This is a genomic window from Dryocola clanedunensis (genome assembly GCF_038405435.1).
Taxonomy (GTDB): Bacteria; Pseudomonadota; Gammaproteobacteria; order Enterobacterales; family Enterobacteriaceae; genus Dryocola; species Dryocola clanedunensis_A.
In genome coordinates, this window is the sequence record NZ_JBBYHZ010000001.1 from 197414 (window position 1) to 214781 (window position 17368).

Consider the following 17368-nt stretch of genomic DNA (forward strand, 5'->3'; position numbering starts at 1 on the left):
GGGGCGTCATCCGTCAGTGAGTTAAGACTAACGCGCTGCCGCCCTTCCCCGAATCTGCCAGATCCACAGCGCGCCGATCGCCAGCGCGAACACCACGCCAAAACCGATGCCGATGCCGATAATCGACGCGCCGGTTTTTACCGCCAGCGAATACAGCCCGAGCATCAGCAGCATCGCGGTGTTCTCGCCCAGGTTCTGTACCGCAATCGCGTTGCCCGCCCCGACGCTGCGCTTGCCGCGATCCTGGAGCAGCGCGTTGAGCGGCACCACGAAGAAGCCGCCGAGCACGCCAATCAGCAGAAGCAGCCCGTAAGCCGGCAGCAGCGCGTGCTGCATTGCAAAGAACAGAACGCCCACGCCGATGAGTATGCCAGCAGGCATGCAGCGCGCCACCGTTTCCAGCGTCACCAGCTTCGCAGCTGCGCCTGCGCCAGCGACAATCCCTACGGCTACCATTGCGTTCAGATAGGTTGGCGTCGCGTTATCCACAATACCCAAAGCAACCGGCACCCACAGCACCAGCAGGAAACGCAAGGTCACCCCAGCGCCCCAGAATAAGCTGGTGCCAACCAGCGAGAAGCGCGTTTCGCCGTTATTCCACAGCGTGCGGCAGGCCGAGAAGAAGCTGCGGGTCATTGGCGTAATGCGCCAGGACTGGCCGGGGCGTGCCGGAGCAAGCTTAGGAATGTAGAAGTTAGCGACAACGGCCCCCGCATAAACCAGCACGCAGACCGCAAGCGCGGCTATGACGTGCCAGTCGGCAAGCACGCCCCCCGCCATCGACCCAAGCAAAATCGCCGCAATGGTCGAAGACTCCATGATGCCGTTGGCCTTCACCAGACGATCGCCGGTGGTCAGCTCGCCCAGAATGCCGTATTTAGCTGGCGAGTAGGCCGCCGCACCCACGCCCACCAGCGTGTAGCCCACAAACGGATTCAGGCCGAAGCAGATGACCGCCGCCCCCACAAGCTTCAGGCTATTGGCGAACATCATCACGCGCCCTTTGGCGAAGCTGTCCGCAATCTGCCCCACGAACGGGGCAAAGAGGATGTATGCGCCAACGAACACCATCTGCAGCACCGGCTGGCTCCAGTCGGGATAAAACTGCTGTTTGAGTACGGCTAGGGTGGCGAACAGCAAAGCGTTATCGCCGAAGGCGGACAAAAACTGCGCCGCCGTCACCGCCTTCATCCCCTTTGACCACAGGGAGGTATCGTTTAGCGCGTTATCACGCATTCTCGCTCTCCATCTGTGCTTTCAGGGTGACGAAATCAGGTTTGCCGCTGCCCAGCAGAGGCAGCTGCTTCATAAAGCGGATGTCCCGTGGAACCGCAAGCTCCGGCACGCCGTGCTCGCGGGCGTAGCGCAGCAGCTTCTCGCGGTTCAGCTCGCCGTCGGTGGTGTACAGCACCAGCGCTTCACCTTTCGACGCATCGCTCTTAATCACGGTGGCGTGCATCTTGTCCGGCGAAACGCCCAGCGCCAGCTGCTCGACCATTTCCAGCGACACCATCTCGCCCGCAATTTTGGCAAAGCGTTTTGCCCGCCCCTGGATAATGCAGTAGCCCTGCTCGTCAAACCTGACGATGTCGCCCGTGTCGTACCAGCCTTTTTCCATTTCGCCCTGGGCGTTTTCCGCGGTCGGCACTTCCAGCACGCCAGGATTTTCAACGCGCAGATAGCCGTTCATGATGTTTGGCCCTTTCAGCTGCAAACGCCCGCCCTCTTCGATACCCGGCACCGCCATCAGGCGCGCGTCCATCGCCGGGAGAATGCGGCCAACGGTGCCTGGCTTCGCCGCCATCGGCACGTTAATCGACACCACCGGCGCGCACTCCGTTACCCCATAGCCCTCGAGGATGCGCAGGCCGAACTTGTCCTGCCAGATCTGCTTCGTGCTCTCCTGGAGTTTTTCCGCCCCGGCCACCACGTAGCGCAGGCGGAAGAAGTCGTAAGGATTGGCGAAGCGCGCGTAGTTGCCGAGGAAGGTAGATGTGCCGAACAGCACCGTACAGTTGCGGTCATAGACCAGCTCCGGCACCACGCGGTAATGCAGCGGGCTTGGGTAGAGGAACACTTCCGCCCCGGTCAGCAGCGGCGTGAGCAGGCCCACCGTCAGGCCAAAGGAGTGGAACAGCGGCAGCGCCGACATAAAGCGATCGTTGGCGGTAAAGTCGGCGATGGTGCGGATCTGCTCGACGTTTGCCAGCAGGCTTTTGTGGCTGTGCACCACGCCTTTCGGGTTCCCTTCCGAACCGGAGGTAAACAGCACCATCGCGGCATCTTCCGGCTTCTGTTTAACCTGCGCCAGGTGAGGCGCTAACAGATGGGCGAAGATCCACAGCTTATCTTTGAGGGTGACATCCCCTTTCAGGTCTTCAAGGAAGACCCAGCGGACCTGGGTGAGCTGCTCCGGCAGGTGCCAAAGCTTGCCCTTATCGAGGAACTGGCGGGAGGTGAATACCGTTTTGATCTGCGCGGCGGTAATTGCGCTCGTCAGCCCTTTGACGCCCGCCGTGTAGTTCATCATCGCCGGGATCCGTCCACGGGACGAGGCGCCAAAGATCACCGCCGCGCTGATGCCCGCATTCGGCAGCATCAGGCCGATAGTCTCCCCGGCGGCGCTGTACTTATCGAGAATACGGCCAACGAACAGCGTTTTGGTCAGCAAAGAGCGATAGGTGTCAGGCTTGAAGTTAATGTCTTCGATGCAGTTTTTACGATCGCCGTAGCGGTACTGTGCGGAGAGCAAAGCTTCGTACAAAGTCTCACGCGGGCGCACCGCCATCCGGGCTTCCATCATAATCTGATGCAGCATCTCGCCGGTTATTTTACGGCGGTCGCGGGCGCGTGGCGCATCCGGCATCGCAATAGACGTTGGCGGAAGAAGATGCAGCGTGATGCGCGGGAAGAGCCGCTGTTTAACCAGCCCTTTGAGGCGGCTGAAGTAAGTCAGCTCAGCACCTTCAATGCGCACCGGCACGACGGTGGCGTTGGCTTTTGCCGCCACAAACGCCGCCCCTTCGTAGATTTTCATCAGCGAGCCGGAAACGGATATGCGCCCTTCAGGGAAGATAACCACCGGACGCCCCTGCTCCACCAGCCGCACCAGATTTTTAATCGACATGGGTTTGGTCGGGTCGAGCGGCACAAAATCAATGATCGGCTTAAGCCAGCGCATATACCAGCGCTGGCTGATGGATGAATAGACGGCGAACACCGGGCGAACCGGCAGAAACAGCGCCAGCAGGATGCCATCAATAAACGAGACATGGTTGGGGACAATCAGCACGCGCGGCAGGTTAAGGGCGTTCGTGTCGCCATACAGGCGCACCCGGAACAGCGTGCGAAACAGCCAGCGGAAGAAACTTAAAATCATATCAACTCCCTTTGTCATTAATCAGCTCAGACACTTAAGTGTAGTGGCTGCAGATTACACGACTAGCTTTCAGGGAGCGAGAGGACGGAGGGGGGATAATCCTGAAAAAAAGGCAAAAAAAACCTGCGCATCTGCGCAGGTCGGTGCAAGAAGATTTGTACGCAAGCGCACGAAGAATTCTCACCAATCAATACCTCTGGGACTTAAAATGTAGCAGTCGTCAGGCCAGGTACGCCATGGGGAAATCGCAACAGCGCACTGCAAACTGTAAGCAAAGATTTAGCCTGAAATTATTAAAAATCCGCAACATGCCGCTGCCCGCCGCTGCGTCTCATTTTCAGGTAAACGCTTGTGTAACTTACGGGCCGTAGCGCCGCATATTTTCCTTCGCTTTGCGAGCGCGACGACAGTTGCGCCCTTGAAGTGGCGCGGCTTTTCCGTAACACTTAAGCTTGTGTAAACGTTTACCCTCACAGGAATATTCTTTATGGCGACAATTAAGGATGTAGCGCGACTGGCAGGGGTCTCTGTCGCCACGGTGTCCCGCGTCATTAACAGCTCGCCGAAAGCCAGCGACGCCTCAAGGCTTGCGGTTAACAGCGCCATGGAAGAGCTGAACTACCATCCTAACGCCAACGCCCGCGCCCTTGCCCAGCAAACGACGGAAACAATCGGCCTGGTCGTCGGCGACGTTTCAGACCCCTTTTTTGGCGCGATGGCCAAAGCCGTCGAGCAGGTGGCCTATAACACCGGCAACTTTTTGCTTATCGGCAACGGCTATCACAACGAGCAAAAAGAGCGTCAGGCCATCGAGCAGCTTATCCGCCACCGCTGCGCCGCGCTGGTGGTGCACGCAAAAAAGATCCCGGACGCCGACTTAATCTCGCTGATGCAGCAAATGCCGGGCATGGTGCTGATTAACCGCACGCTGCCGGGCTTTGAAAAGCGCTGCGTGGCGCTGGACGACCGCTATGGCGCATGGCTTGCCACCCGTCACCTTATCCAGCAGGGCCACACAAAAATCGGCTATCTGTGCTCCAACCACGCGATTTCCGATGCGGAAGATCGCCTGCAGGGCTATTACGACGCGCTGAAAGAGCATGGTTTGCCGGTGAACGATCGCCTGGTGACCTTTGGCGAACCGGATGAAAGCGGCGGCGAGCAGGCGATGACCGAGCTGCTGGGCCGGGGCAAAAATTTTACCGCAGTGGCCTGCTATAACGACTCGATGGCCGCAGGCGCTATGGGGGTGCTGAATGATAACGGCATCGACGTGCCGAAAGAGATTTCGCTGATTGGCTTTGATGACGTGCTGATTTCACGCTACGTGCGCCCGCGGCTGACCACCGTCCGCTACCCGATTGTCACCATGGCAACTCAGGCGGCGGAGCTGGCTATGGCGCTGGCGGATAATCAGCCCATCCCGGAAACCACACACATGTTCAGCCCGACGCTTGTGCGCCGCCATTCGGTGATTACCCCCGCCGGGGAGTAATCAGGCGGCGCGGCCAGGCATTACACCAGCTTGCCCTGGAAAATAGGCACGGACTCAAAAAGATAGCCGTCAAAATCGGGGGCGTCGGCATCAGAAAGCTCCAGCAGGCTGTTTTTGACGTTCTCCAGATGCTGCCACATCGCCTGCCAGGATCCCATGACGTCACGGCGGCGCAGGGCAGCGAGAATCGTCTGGTGATCCCCCTGCCATTTCAGGCGGTAGGCCCGCGTTTCGATATTTGCCCGCAGCTGCTGCCAGAGCGGGCTGCTGTCATGATGCTGCCAGATACTCTCCACCGTCGACAGCAGCATCTGATTCTGAGACGCGCCCGCCAGCACCAGGTGAAACAGTTTATTGTTGTCCTGACTCAAATCGTTGGCCGCAATCGCGCGCTGTTCCTGCTCCAGAATGCGCTTAAGATTGTCGATATCCGCCTTGGTGGCCATTTTAGCTGCAAAAGCCGCAATGTTACTTTCCAGCAGCTGGCGCGCCTGGAGCATTTCAAACGGGCCAATGTCGCTGTTAAAGAAAGCTTCTTCTTCCGCTTCGTTTTCCGCAGGAACACGCATAACGTATACCCCCGACCCCTGACGGATATCTACCGTGCCCTGGAGCTCCAGCATCAGCAGGGCTTCACGAACGATGGTGCGGCTCACGCCATATTTTTCGGCGATGTTGCGCTCCGGTGGCAGGCGCGATCCCACCGGGTACATGCCCTGAATTATTTGCGACCGCAGATCCTCACCGATTTCCTGGTACTGCTTCTTTTCTGGCGAAAGTACTACCTTGTCCACAATATCACCTGCGTCTTTTAAACAGCTTTAAGGCAACGGCGGCACGGGTTTTCTCGCCGCCGGTCAGAAGGGTTAGCTTACCAAATTAAGCCACGCAAATGGCTATTTCCATTCATCGTCCAGGGTTAACGTCAGCGTGCGGCCGTCGCTTAGCTCCCGATACCACCAGGCAGATTTTTTCATCCGCCTGGCCCGGTTGTTCTCCAGGTCGATTTCAATCAGCCCGTAGCGGTTTTTGAAAGCATTCATTGGCGAAACATTATCGGTAAAAGCCCACAGCATGTAGCCCTGACAATTTGCGCCGTCTTGCCGTGCGCGCAGCGTCTGGTGAAGATGTTCACTGATAAAAGCGATGCGGTAGTCATCTTCAATAATCCCTTCGGCGCTGCGAAACTGCCCTTCGTTTTCTATGCCCATACCGCTCTCCGCAACGAACCAGGGAATATTTTTGTATTCCCGTTTGATGCGCATCGCCATGTCATAGACGATCTGCGGATAGATTTCCCAGCCCCGGGATTTATTCATGCGGCGGCCCGGTAGCTCGAACGGCTCGTAATAATAGGCGGGATGAAACGGCGTATCAGGGTGCCAGGCGCGGCTCGGCGCTTTGACACGATGCGGGTAATAGAGGTTGATACCCAGCTCATCAACGGTATTTTCCCTGATGATTTTCAGCTCTTCGGGCGTGTAGTCCCAGCGCACATCATGTTTCACGAGCAGATCCAGCAGCTGCTGCGGATACTCCCCTTTAACCAGCGGATCGAGGAACACGCGGTTGTAGAAAAGATCGTATATCTGCGCTGCTTTGCAATCGTGCTCGGCGCTCGAACGGGGATAGGTGACCTCCGGGTTAAGGATGCACCCCACCGTCCCCTGATAGCCCTTCTCCCGGAAAAGCCTGACGACCATGGCCGTGGCGAGATTTTTGTGGTGATTCCACTGCATCCATTTGCCGGTATTCTGCTCGTAGGGCCAGCGCAAAGCATCCAGATAGACACGCGTCTGCACGACAATCGGCTCGTTAAAGGTAAACCAGCGATCCACTTTATGGGCGTAGCGCTCAAAGACTTTTTGCGCGTACATCACGAACAGTTCAACCACATGCTTTGACCCCCAGCCGCCGTACTTTTCCAGCAGGATGATGGGAAGCTCGTAATGCTCGAGACAGAGCATCGGCGTGATGTTCGCACGGCGCATTTCATCGATCAGATTGTCGTAATACGCCGCATATTCCTCGTCCACCGCGCCCGTTTCATAGTCCGTGAAGAAACGCGACCAGTTGATGGAGGTGCGATAGTGCGTCAGCCCTGCCTGCTTCATCAGCGCGACATCTTCGCGGTAGCGGTGATAAAAATCTGTCGCCACCGCCGGGCCATAGCCGTTATGCCAGACGTGGCGATCGGCCTTGTACCATGCGTCGGGCCAGGAGTCCTGCCCCTCTTTTTTCCCGCTCCAGCCTTCGGTCTGCCAGGCCGAAGCCGCCGCACCGAGAATAAAATCCGCTGGGATCGCCATCTTAATTTTGCTCATTTTTACCTCAGGCGTTGTCGGTAAGCTGCTGCTGCGCGGCCAGCTGCGCCTGCTCGGCACGACGCGAGGCAACTTTTACAAACGGCAGATAAATCAGCACGGCAACCACGATGCAGCCGAGCTGGGTGATCACGGCCCCCATGGAACCCGCCGTGGACAGCCACGCGTTAATCAGCGGAGGAGTGGTCCAGGGCACCATCACCACGGCTTTGCCGGCAAAGCCGGTTAGCGTTGCAAAGTAGCCTATAGTGCCGGTAACCAGCGGCGTGATGATGAACGGGATAGCCAGAATCGGGTTGAGCATGATCGGCATACCAAAGATCACCGGCTCGTTGATATTAAAGATCCCCGGGCCGATGGAGAGCTTGGCGATCTCTTTCATCTCCTTGCGTTTAGTGGCGATCATCACCGCTATCAGCAGGCCAATGGTCAACCCGGAGCCGCCGATGCTCATATAGACATCCCAGAACGGCATGGTGATGATATTCGGCACCTCTTTACCCTGCTCAAACGCGCTCATGTTGACGGTTATCGCCCCCAGCAGCAGCGGCTCACGTATCGGTTTAATCATCTGGTTACCGTGAATGCCGATGACCCAGAACAGCTGGGCGACAAACATCAGCAGCAGAATGCCCGGCAAGCTCTGCACCACTTTTTCCAGAGGCTGCTGCACGACCTGGTAGACCGCGTCGTACAGATACATCCCGGTGACCTGATGGAAGATGAAGCCAAAGGTTGCAATCAGCGTGACGGTGATAATTGAGGGGATAAGCGCCGAGAACGACGCCGAAACGTTCGGCGGCACGGTGTCCGGCATCTTGATTTTTAGCGCTTCCCGTTTCTCCAGCCAGCAGTAAACCTCAACGGATAAGATAGCGATAAACATCCCGAGGAACAGACTACGGGTATCGGAGAACTGGCGCGCGAGAACGTCTTTCACCATATGCATCTCCCCGTCCACCATCATGGTGATAGTGGTTGGCGTGACGCAAATAAAGCAGATCACAGCAAGCAGGCCGGGGAAGAGGGATTTGATGCCGTTAATTCGGCCAAGCTCAATACCGATAAGAAACACCGCGCCAATATTGAGGAAGTTCAGCGTGGCGTAGTTAATGGCGCTGGTAATCGGCTTCAGGTCCGCAAGGAATGCCAGGGCGGAGAAGCTCGCCAGACCGTTTTTCGGATCGAGTACCATATTGGATATCAGTACCGAAAACGCGCCGACGATGATCACCGGCATCAGGGTGATAAAAGATGCCTTGATCGCCATGATGTAACGATAGCTATTGAATTTAGTCGCGAAACTGCCCAGAGAATCGATCAGCTTTTCCTGCACTGCCATAGGGTGTACCTCGGTAAGGTAATTGTTATGACTTCGTTATTTTTGGTATACCAAAAATAGGTGTGAAGGCGACAAAATTCCGTGACAGCACTCTCATAACCTCTATCTGGGATTCCAATAATTCAAAATTATTCTTTTTGGTATACCAAACGACTGCAAGTTGCCAGGCATCGCATTGGGATCGCGCCGTTAATGCAAAAGCGTGATCCTGGTAGGACATTTTGAGCACCTCTTGCGCCCCGCCGGATCTGTACCGTCTGGCGCATGTGGTAGACTGCCCTCAGAACTGCGGCATCGCGACGGAAGTCTTAATCAGGAAAGAACAAATGGTAACAATGCTGGATGTCTCGCTACGCGCAGGCGTTTCAAAAGCAACGGTATCACGGGTGTTGAACGGTACCGGACAGGTCAAGGAGAGCACCCGCAAGCAGGTGTTTAAGGCCATGGAAGAGCTGGGCTATCGCCCAAATTTTCTTGCGCGCTCGCTGGCTAACCGCAGCAGCAACAGCGTTGGCCTGGTGGTCTCGACCTTTGACGGCTTTTACTTCGGTCGTCTGCTGCAGCAGGCTTCCCGCCAGACGGAACTCCATGGTAAACAGCTGATTGTCACCGACGGGCACGACACGCCGCAAAAAGAGCTGGATGCGGTGCAGATGCTGGTGGACCGGCACTGCGACGCCATCGTGCTCTATACCCGTTTTATGTCCGAGCGCGCGCTGATGTCGCTGATGAGCACTATTCGCGTGCCGCTGGTGGTGGTGAACCGTGACGTTACCCAGGCCCGCGAACGCTGCGTGTTCTTCGAACAGCAGGATGCGGCGTTCCAGGCAACCGAATACCTGATTCAGCAGGGCCATCGCGATATCGCCTGCATCACCGTGCCAATCTCCACCCCGACCGGCCAGGCCCGACTGATGGGCTACCGCAAGGCGCTGCAAAAGCATGGTATTCGCTTCAGCGAAGAGCGGGTGAAAAACGGCGACTCCACGATGACGGTCGGACACCAGCTTTGTCAGGAGCTGCTGGAAAGCGGCGTCGCCTTTACGGCGCTGTTTGCCTGTAACGATGATATGGCCCTGGGGGCATCGAAAGCGCTGCACCAGGCGGGCATTCGCATTCCTGAAGAGATGTCGCTGTTTGGCTTTGACGATGCGCCAAGCGCGCAGTGGCTGCAGCCCGCGCTCTCCACCGTTTATTTGCCTATCGACAATATGATTACCACCGCTATCGACCAGGCGATAAAACTGGCAAACGGCGAAGATCTTGAGCCGATCCCGCCGTTTGTGGGTACGCTGTTGCTGCGTGAATCCGTGGCGCCCGGCCCCTTCTTTCAGCCCGGGCGCAAAACCTCAAAGTAGTTCCAGATCGATAAGCTCCTGCACGGTCTGGCGGCGGCGAATCAGGCGCGCGCTACCGTTATCAAACAGCACTTCCGGCAGCAGCGGGCGGCTATTGTAGTTTGAAGACATAGAAGCCCCGTACGCGCCGGTATCGTGCAGCACCAGATAGTCCCCCACTTTCACCGGAGGCAGGCTGCGGGTTTCTACTTTGCCACCTTCCTGCTGGGTAAAGACGTCCCCGGATTCACACAACGGCCCGGCAACCACGGTTTCGATAGCTGGCTGAGCCGTTAAATCACGCCCGTCCCCCGCAATGGCCGAGATATGGTGGTAGCTGCCGTACATGGATGGCCGCATCAGATCGTTAAAGCCCGCGTCGATCAGCACGAAGTGGCGGGATCCCATATCTTTTACGGAACGCACCTGCGCCACCAGCACGCCGGATTCCGCGACCAGGAAGCGCCCCGGTTCGATTTCCAGCTTCACCGGGTGGCCCAGACGTTGGGCTATTTTGTCGCGAGCCGCGCTCCACAGGCCGAAATAATGGCTGGTATCGATCTTTTCTTCGCCTTCGCGGTAAGGGATAGACAGGCCGCCGCCCGCGGAGATCGCCTCAAGATCCTGAGCGAAGTCGACGACCTGCTGCACCATCGCGCCACATACGCGCTCCAGGTGGGCGTAATCCACCCCTGAGCCAATGTGCATGTGAATGCCGACCAGATGCAGGTTATAGCGCTTAACTATTTCCAGCGCCTGCGGCATATCGGCGTGCCAGATGCCGTGCTTGCTGTTCTCCCCGCCGGTATTGGTTTTCTGACTGTGTCCATGGCCGAAACCAGGGTTCACGCGCAGCCAGATGCGATGGCCCGGGGAAACCTCACCAAGCTGGCCAAGCATATCCACCGAACCTGCGTTCACCGGGATTTTGTGCTCGGCAACCAGCGCAAGCGTGGCTTCGTCGATCATATCGGCGGTAAAGACGATATCGTCTGGATTTTCGGACGGGTTATAGCCCGCCGCCAGCGCGCGCAGGATTTCACCCTGAGACACCGAGTCTACCTTCACGCCCTGCTCGCGCATCAGACGCAGAATATGGATATTAGAACATGCCTTCTGCGCGAAGCGGATCACGTCAAACTGGCGCAGACGTGCCACCTGCTGGCGAATAATTTCCGCATCGTAAACCCACACTGGGCAGCCAAACTCCGCGGGCAGGGTCAGCAGGTTCTGCGCGTTAAGCGCGGTATCGGTATTGTCGAGAGGGCGTGGCATGGTCAGCTCCGGTCATGATTCATTTTGTTCATTACGCCACAGCGCGAAGTGAAGAAAAAATATCGATTTCTCACGAGTCTATTCATATATGATATGGAAAGTCGCCCCTCACCCCGGCCCTCTCCCCAGAGGGGCGAGGGGGAAAAGGAATGAAAATGCCAACAGTCACGCTTCGCCATATCGAAATCTTCCACGCGGTGATGACCGCCGGGAACCTCACGGAGGCTGCGGGGCTGCTGCATACCTCGCAGCCTACGGTCAGCCGCGAGCTGGCGCGCTTCGAGAAGCTGACGGGGCTCCAGCTGTTCGAGCGCAGCCGCGGCCGCCTGCATCCTACCGTTCAGGGGCTGCGTCTGTTTGAAGAGGTTCAGCGCTCCTGGTACGGGCTGGATCGCATCGTTAGCGCGGCAGAAAGCCTGCGCGAGTTTCGCCAGGGCGAGCTTTCCATCGCTTGCCTGCCGGTCTTCTCCCAGTCTTTTCTGCCGCAGCTGGTGCAGCCTTTCCTGGCGCGCTACCCGGAGCTAAGCCTGAATATTGTCCCGCAGGAGTCGCCGCTGCTGGAGGAGTGGCTGTCGGCCCAGCGCCACGATCTGGGGCTGACGGAGAATATTTCCACGCCTGCCGGAACGGAGCGCCAGACGCTGCTGACCTTAAACGAGGTGTGCGTGCTGCCCGCCGGGCATCGGCTGGCGCGCAAAGCGGAACTCACGCCGCAGGATTTTGCCGGGGAAAACTACATCAGCCTGTCGCGGACGGACAGCTACCGGCAGCTGCTGGATTCGTTATTTCAGGAGCACGAGGTCAAACGCAGAATGGTGGTGGAGACGCACAGCGCCGCTTCGGTATGTGCGATGGTGCGGGCGGGAGCGGGTATCTCCGTCGTTAACCCGCTTACCGCTCTGGACTATGCCTCAAGCGGCGTGGTGGCGCGGCGCTTCAGCGTGGCGGTGCCTTTTACCGTGAGCCTGATCCGCCCGCTGCACCGCCCTGCCTCCGCGCTGGTCAGCGCTTTCAGCGAGCATATGCATGATTTCATGCATATCTTCAATGACCCGCTAAAAGCGCTGCTCGACGCCTGACCTATTGCTCGGTAGCCGGATGATGATGGCCGGTGCCGCTGCTGAAGTTAATCAGACAGATAATCAGCCCGATAACCGCCAGCCCCGCAGCGGCAACCGGCACGGCGGTTAGCCCATACCCGCGATCGATAACCGTACCGCCAACCCATGCTCCAAGCGCATTGCCGACGTTAAACGCGGCGATATTCAGCGTAGAGACCAGGTTTGGCGCATCTTTGCCATGCAGCACCACGTTGATTTGCAAAGCGGGCACGGTGGCAAACGCCGCCATCGCCCACAGGAACAGCGTGATTTCAGCAAGCCACGCGCCGTGGCTCGTCCAGCGGAACAGCAGAGAGAAAATGGCGATAAACGTAAAGCTCAGGATCAGGCTTACGGAGACGCGCCAGTCCGCCAGACGCCCGCCCAGAATATTGCCCACCGTCAGGCCCGCGCCTATCAGGAACAGCGTCCAGCTCACGCCTTTATGGGTGATGCCGGTGACCTGGAGCAGCATCGGGGCGATATAGCTGAACAGCGCGAACATCGCCGCCGCAAAGAAAATTGTCATCGACAGCGAGAGCCACAGCTTGCCGTTAGCCAGCGCGCTGACCTCACGCTTTAAGTCTGCGGGCGCCTCATCCTTCTGCGAAGGCAGGCTGACGATAAGCGCGATAAACGCCACGACGCCAATCACCGCTACGCCCCAGAACGTTGACCGCCAGCCGTACATCTGCCCGAACCAGGTGCCAATCGGCACGCCCAGCACGTTGGCAAGCGTCAGCCCGGTAAACATCAGCGCCACGGCGGAAGCCTTGCGGTTTGGCGCAACGAGCCCTGCGGCCACCACGGCACCAATGCCGAAGAACGCCCCGTGGCAAAGCGCGGTAACAATGCGGGCGAGCATCAGGAAGTTATACGAGATCGCCACGGCGCACAGCAGGTTGCCAATAATAAAAATCACCATCAGCAGGACGAGAGAAAGTTTACGCGGCAGACGAGCCGTCAGCAGGGCCATAATCGGCGCGCCAATTGCCACGCCCAGGGCGTAGCCGCTTATCAGCCAGCCCGCAGTGGGAATCGAAATATGAAGATCCCCGGCCACGTCGGGCAGCAGGCCCATAATGACAAACTCCGTCGTGCCGATGGCAAACGCACTCATCGCCAGCGCGAGTAGGGAAACAGGCATGGAATAACTCCCGGTTGCAGAAATGACAAAAGGCGGGCGAGTGAAAACTCTGACCGCCTGGTAGCGAGGATGTAGAGGTGCAGCTTATTGGAATTTTGTGCGCTGCTTAACAAATTAATAACACAAAAAACGCCGGGGATGACCCGGCGCGGCGTGAGGATAACGTAATTTACCGCTTAACCTCATGAAAGTTTGGATAAAAAAATTATTGCCCGGCAAGCATAAATTTAACCGCGTCCTCCGCATGGATGGCGGCGGTATCAAACACCGGCAGCGGACAATCCTGCTGTTGCAGCAGCAGGCCAATCTCCGTGCAGCCGAAGATTACCCCCTGGGCCCCCTGCTCCTGAAGGTCGGCAATCGCCTGCTGGTAGTAGCGCTTCGATTCCGCCGTTATTTTGCCGAGGCACAGCTCGTCGAAAATAATCTGGTTAATGCGCAGGCGCTGAGGTTCATCAGGGATCAGCGAGGTGATGCCAAATTCAGCTTCCAGGCGACCGCGATAAAAATCCTGCTCCATGGTGTAGCGCGTGCCGAGCAGCGCAACCTGGCTTACGCCCTGCGCGGCTATTGCCCGCCCGGTGGCATCGGCAATGTGCAGAAAAGGCAGGCCGCAGCGGGATTCGATATGCCCGGCAACTTTATGCATAGTGTTAGTACACAGCACGATGCCTTCGGCCCCGGCCTTCTGTAAACCCAGAGCCGCATCCGCCAGCATCTCACCGGCTTTATCCCACTCGCCGCTTGCCTGGCAGGCTTCAATTTCGTGGAAATCGACGCTGTGCAGAACGATCTTCGCCGAATGCAGTCCGCCAAGTCGGGACTTTATCCCTTCGTTAATCAGGCGGTAATAGGGAATGGTGGACTCCCAGCTCATGCCGCCTAACAGGCCTATCGTTTTCATTGCTCATCCCCTTCTCATAGTGATGCCTCTGGTTATATCACGAAGCTCCCGGCGGGAAAGCGTGATGTTCATGGCAGATTCAGGCAATCGGCTATCTCAAACTCCGATCTCATGTCATGATTATAAAAATGAAATGCCATTTCACATTATTCAGGAGCGACGATGTTTACCTTCATTAACGACACTAAGCTGGAAGATTTGGGGGCTGGCGTCACCCGCCGCGTACTCGCGAACGGCGGAAAAATGATGGCGGTGCAGGTGAATTTCGAAACCGGAGCCGTGGGGCCCATGCATAATCACCCGCACGAACAGCTAACATACGTGCTTTCCGGCGAGTTCGAATTCACCATTGGCGAAGAGGTGCATAAGGTTAAAGCCGGGGATACGCTTTATAAAGAGCCGCACGTGATGCACGGCTGCGTGTGTCTGGCCGCCGGTACGCTGCTGGATACCTTTACGCCGATTCGGGAAGATTTTCTTTAGCTGAATAAATTGGCAAGGCTGATAACAAATTTTTCTGGTAGGTCGGATAAGCGTAAGCGTCATCCGACACAAAAACCTCAGTGGTGGATGGCGCTTACGCTTATCCACCCTACGATACTGGCTAGATAAATTTATCCAGCTCCATTCGGCGGCTGCTTAAAGCATGACGGGTCAGCACCATGCCAGCCGCCACAATCAGGCCAACCAGCGTGGCCAGCACCACCACTAAAGATTTACCCGGACCGTCTTTTTTCACCGGCAGCGAAGGCTGCATCTGGTATTTAAACGGCCTGAAGTCCACCTCACCGATGTTAATCGCTTCCAGCTGGCTGACCAGATGCTCACGATTCTGCACCGCAACGTTAAGCTGAGCAACGTCCTTAATCGACTCCTCAATTTTCAGCTTTTCTGCCAGCCCGTCAGAGCCCAGGGCAACCGAATAGTCCGGATCGTCTTTTACGGCCTGGCCGTTGCTGTAGACCGGCTTTTTAATCCCGGCGGCGCTGGCGACCTGCAGCGAATAGCCCAGACGCTGCAGATTAACGTTATGCTCATTTTCCAGCAGGGAGCGGTCCAGCTTCAGCTTATCTTTTTCAAAGATGATTTTAAGCTCCACCGCGTCTTTCAGATCCTGCAGGACGCTGATATTCACCTCGTTCACAATATAGGCAATATAGTTTTTTAGCACCAGCTGAGCGTTTTCAGCATCAGGGGCGTTGAAACTCAGCGTCCAGGAGGAATAAGGCATACTGGCAGTTTGTTTCGGATCGGCATTATTCTGCGATTTGAATTTCTCCGAGACGTTCATAATGGCCCGATGCAGCTCGGAGGTATCCACTTCTTTATTACTCAGCAGCGCCTGCACATAAGGCGACGTTGAAAGAAAGCGTTCGCGCAGCGCCTGAGAATCAAATTTTTTCAGGAACATATTAAATACGGTGCTGCCGTCTACGTTAGCCCCAACGTTCAGCACGTTCATATTGACCATCGCCCGGCGCAGTTCGACCATCTGTTCATTCTCAGGTGCAGTAATGACGGCCTGGCTAGTCCACTTCTGGGGCAGAAGGAAACTAGCGATGACGCCACAGAGTGCAAAAATGAGGGTAATGCCAACGATCTGCTTGCGGGCTGCAAACAGCGTAGACAGCAGCGCCAGAAGATCGATCTCCTCACGTTGTTGAGAGTGAAGGGGGTAGACAGGAGCGCTCTCTAACTGCTGTGATTTCACTTCTATAGATGACATAACAAACCGCTTAATGGTGTGGTGAGAACAGACCTGTTTCGCCAGACGCGGAAAACCCTTCCGCGCGCAGAGGATAGAACAGGCAACGAGTTAGCTGTTTTTATAGTGGGAAAATGCGGCATGTCTGTTCCTTGTGAGCATCACTTTGACTGCAACATAACTGTCGGAAAATACCGGACTTAACATCGTCCTGACTGCCGCAGGAGGATGAATAATTAGCAGAACTAAAGGTATTTTTTAGGAGACAACCATTATTCCTAAGATAAATCCCAAAAACAACTACCAGTTTCCGCAGCTTAATATTTTAAGAATTCGCCAGATTGTTTTCTCTCAGGTTCGTAATTTTAACGCGAAAGGGTCTGAAGAGTGAGCAACAAGAAGGAAGGGATGAAAGTAAGGGGAGCGTCCGTAGCGCAAAAAAAAAACCTCCCGGTTAAGGGAGGCTTATGGTTTTTTGAGGCTTAGCGAGCCAGCCAGCCGCCGTCCACCGCGATGGTGTAACCGTTAACGTAGTCAGAAGCAGGTGAAGCCAGGAAGACGATTGGCCCCATCAGGTCGCTCGGCAGCCCCCAGCGGCCCGCCGGGATGCGGTCGAGGATTTCGCTGCTGCGCTGCTCATCGGCACGCAGCTGCTGGGTGTTGTTAGTAGCCATGTAGCCCGGCGCAATAGCGTTAACGTTGATGCCGTGCTTCGCCCACTCGTTTGCCAGCAGGCGGGTTACGCCCATGACCGCACTCTTGGAAGCGGTGTAGGAAGGCACCCGAATACCGCCCTGGAAGGAGAGCATAGAGGCGATGTTAATGATTTTGCCGCCGTTGCCCTGGGCAATAAAGTGCTTCGCCGCCGCCTGAGCCATAAAGAAAACGCTTTTGATGTTGAGATTCATCACGTCGTCCCAGTTCTGCTCGCTGAACTCAATGGCGTCCTCACGGCGAATCAGGCCCGCGTTGTTGACCAGAATGTCGATATGGCCAAACTCGGCAACGGCGCGATCCAGCAGCCCCGGGATACCGTCAATTTTACGCAGGTCAGCGGTCAGGCTGAGAAAACGGCGGCCCAGCGCGGTCACCTGCTCGATGGTGTCGGTCGGCTCAACGATGTTGATACCCACGATGTCGCAGCCCGCCTGCGCAAGTCCCAGCGCCATGCCCTGACCCAGACCCGTATCACAACCTGTGACAACAGCGACTTTACCCTCAAGGGAGAATGTATCCAGAATCATGTCGATTTCCTTTTTATTCGCGCCCGCATCAGGCAGGCAAAGATGTTCAGTGCCGCCATACTAATCCTCCTGAAACGCCATTTCAATTATAAATAAAACATCGTTTCATTTTTATT

General features: G+C 56.6%; 14 protein-coding genes. 4 read left to right on the forward strand and 10 right to left on the reverse strand.

The window, feature by feature from the left end:
• Positions 1 to 27 precede the first annotated feature (27 nt).
• Together lplT and aas are read right to left on the reverse strand one after the other, a co-directional pair.
• The gene (gene lplT / locus AAE045_RS00890) at positions 28 to 1236 is read right to left on the reverse strand and encodes a lysophospholipid transporter LplT (protein ID WP_455546079.1); all 1209 of its coding nucleotides are present in this window, start codon (positions 1234 to 1236) and stop codon (positions 28 to 30) included.
• Positions 1229 to 3379: a bifunctional acyl-ACP--phospholipid O-acyltransferase/long-chain-fatty-acid--ACP ligase gene (gene aas / locus AAE045_RS00895; RefSeq protein WP_455546080.1), complete on the reverse strand. Its 2151-nt coding sequence runs from the start codon at positions 3377 to 3379 to the stop codon at positions 1229 to 1231. The genes lplT and aas overlap by 8 nt, the downstream gene beginning before the upstream one ends.
• Positions 3380 to 3866: 487 nt before the next feature.
• On the opposite strand from aas, the gene galR reads away from it, so the two are divergent.
• Complete coding sequence (galR, locus tag AAE045_RS00900; protein WP_455546081.1) at positions 3867 to 4874, forward strand: HTH-type transcriptional regulator GalR; 1008 nt, start codon at positions 3867 to 3869, stop codon at positions 4872 to 4874.
• Between the two features lie 20 nt (positions 4875 to 4894).
• Here the strand turns inward: galR and AAE045_RS00905 are convergent, their stop codons facing one another.
• The 3 genes from AAE045_RS00905 to AAE045_RS00915 all read right to left on the reverse strand — a co-directional run bounded on the left by AAE045_RS00905 (position 4895) and on the right by AAE045_RS00915 (position 8540).
• The gene (locus tag AAE045_RS00905) at positions 4895 to 5668 is read right to left on the reverse strand and encodes an FCD domain-containing protein (protein WP_455546082.1); all 774 of its coding nucleotides are present in this window, start codon (positions 5666 to 5668) and stop codon (positions 4895 to 4897) included.
• Positions 5669 to 5770: 102 nt separating this feature from the next.
• A complete protein-coding gene (locus AAE045_RS00910) occupies positions 5771 to 7198 on the reverse strand; it encodes a glycoside hydrolase family 1 protein (RefSeq protein WP_455546083.1) in 1428 nt (475 codons plus the stop codon).
• 7 nt (positions 7199 to 7205) lie between these two features.
• On the reverse strand, positions 7206 to 8540 hold the full coding sequence (locus tag AAE045_RS00915; RefSeq protein WP_455546084.1) for a PTS sugar transporter subunit IIC: 1335 nt from the start codon (positions 8538 to 8540) through the stop codon (positions 7206 to 7208).
• A gap of 335 nt (positions 8541 to 8875) precedes the next feature.
• On the opposite strand from AAE045_RS00915, the gene AAE045_RS00920 reads away from it, so the two are divergent.
• Positions 8876 to 9898 (forward strand): LacI family DNA-binding transcriptional regulator, encoded by a 1023-nt coding sequence (locus AAE045_RS00920; RefSeq protein WP_455546567.1) that lies wholly within the window; start codon positions 8876 to 8878, stop codon positions 9896 to 9898.
• On the opposite strand, the gene lysA is transcribed toward AAE045_RS00920, so the two are convergent.
• Entirely contained in the window at positions 9890 to 11152 is a 1263-nt protein-coding gene (gene lysA / locus AAE045_RS00925; RefSeq protein WP_455546085.1) for a diaminopimelate decarboxylase, read from the reverse strand. The two genes, AAE045_RS00920 and lysA, sit on opposite strands and share 9 nt — an antisense overlap.
• A 155-nt stretch (positions 11153 to 11307) precedes the next feature.
• Between lysA and AAE045_RS00930 the strand changes: the two genes are divergently transcribed.
• On the forward strand, positions 11308 to 12231 hold the full coding sequence (locus AAE045_RS00930) for a LysR family transcriptional regulator (RefSeq protein WP_455546568.1): 924 nt from the start codon (positions 11308 to 11310) through the stop codon (positions 12229 to 12231).
• 1 nt (position 12232) lies between these two features.
• On the opposite strand, the gene AAE045_RS00935 is transcribed toward AAE045_RS00930, so the two are convergent.
• The gene (locus tag AAE045_RS00935; RefSeq protein ID WP_455425603.1) at positions 12233 to 13399 is read right to left on the reverse strand and encodes an MFS transporter; all 1167 of its coding nucleotides are present in this window, start codon (positions 13397 to 13399) and stop codon (positions 12233 to 12235) included.
• A 205-nt stretch (positions 13400 to 13604) separates the two neighbouring features.
• Positions 13605 to 14303, reverse strand: coding sequence for an aspartate/glutamate racemase (locus tag AAE045_RS00940; RefSeq protein WP_455546086.1), 699 nt, complete (start codon positions 14301 to 14303; stop codon positions 13605 to 13607).
• Between the two features lie 162 nt (positions 14304 to 14465).
• On the opposite strand from AAE045_RS00940, the gene AAE045_RS00945 reads away from it, so the two are divergent.
• Positions 14466 to 14786 (forward strand): cupin domain-containing protein, encoded by a 321-nt coding sequence (locus AAE045_RS00945; RefSeq protein WP_202303329.1) that lies wholly within the window; start codon positions 14466 to 14468, stop codon positions 14784 to 14786.
• 121 nt (positions 14787 to 14907) lie between these two features.
• Here the strand turns inward: AAE045_RS00945 and wzz(fepE) are convergent, their stop codons facing one another.
• On the reverse strand, positions 14908 to 16029 hold the full coding sequence (gene wzz(fepE) / locus AAE045_RS00950; protein ID WP_455546087.1) for an LPS O-antigen length regulator Wzz(fepE): 1122 nt from the start codon (positions 16027 to 16029) through the stop codon (positions 14908 to 14910).
• Between the two features lie 461 nt (positions 16030 to 16490).
• The gene (gene kduD, locus AAE045_RS00955) at positions 16491 to 17252 is read right to left on the reverse strand and encodes a 2-dehydro-3-deoxy-D-gluconate 5-dehydrogenase KduD (RefSeq protein WP_455546088.1); all 762 of its coding nucleotides are present in this window, start codon (positions 17250 to 17252) and stop codon (positions 16491 to 16493) included.
• Between the last annotated feature and the right edge of the window lie 116 nt (positions 17253 to 17368).

Bases quoted from the DNA above. Each gene is read 5' to 3' on its own strand.
- aas (WP_455546080.1), bottom strand. From the start codon at position 3,379: ATGATTTTAAGTTTCTTCCGCTGGCTGTTTCGCACGCTGTTCCGGGTG.
- galR (WP_455546081.1), top strand. From the start codon at position 3,867: ATGGCGACAATTAAGGATGTAGCGCGACTGGCAGGGGTCTCTGTCGCC.
- AAE045_RS00940 (WP_455546086.1), bottom strand. From the start codon at position 14,303: ATGAAAACGATAGGCCTGTTAGGCGGCATGAGCTGGGAGTCCACCATT.
- AAE045_RS00915 (WP_455546084.1), bottom strand. From the start codon at position 8,540: ATGGCAGTGCAGGAAAAGCTGATCGATTCTCTGGGCAGTTTCGCGACT.
- AAE045_RS00920 (WP_455546567.1), top strand. From the start codon at position 8,876: ATGCTGGATGTCTCGCTACGCGCAGGCGTTTCAAAAGCAACGGTATCA.
- AAE045_RS00930 (WP_455546568.1), top strand. From the start codon at position 11,308: ATGCCAACAGTCACGCTTCGCCATATCGAAATCTTCCACGCGGTGATG.
- lysA (WP_455546085.1), bottom strand. From the start codon at position 11,152: ATGCCACGCCCTCTCGACAATACCGATACCGCGCTTAACGCGCAGAAC.
- AAE045_RS00910 (WP_455546083.1), bottom strand. From the start codon at position 7,198: ATGAGCAAAATTAAGATGGCGATCCCAGCGGATTTTATTCTCGGTGCG.
- kduD (WP_455546088.1), bottom strand. From the start codon at position 17,252: ATGATTCTGGATACATTCTCCCTTGAGGGTAAAGTCGCTGTTGTCACA.
- AAE045_RS00945 (WP_202303329.1), top strand. From the start codon at position 14,466: ATGTTTACCTTCATTAACGACACTAAGCTGGAAGATTTGGGGGCTGGC.
- AAE045_RS00935 (WP_455425603.1), bottom strand. From the start codon at position 13,399: ATGCCTGTTTCCCTACTCGCGCTGGCGATGAGTGCGTTTGCCATCGGC.
- lplT (WP_455546079.1), bottom strand. From the start codon at position 1,236: ATGCGTGATAACGCGCTAAACGATACCTCCCTGTGGTCAAAGGGGATG.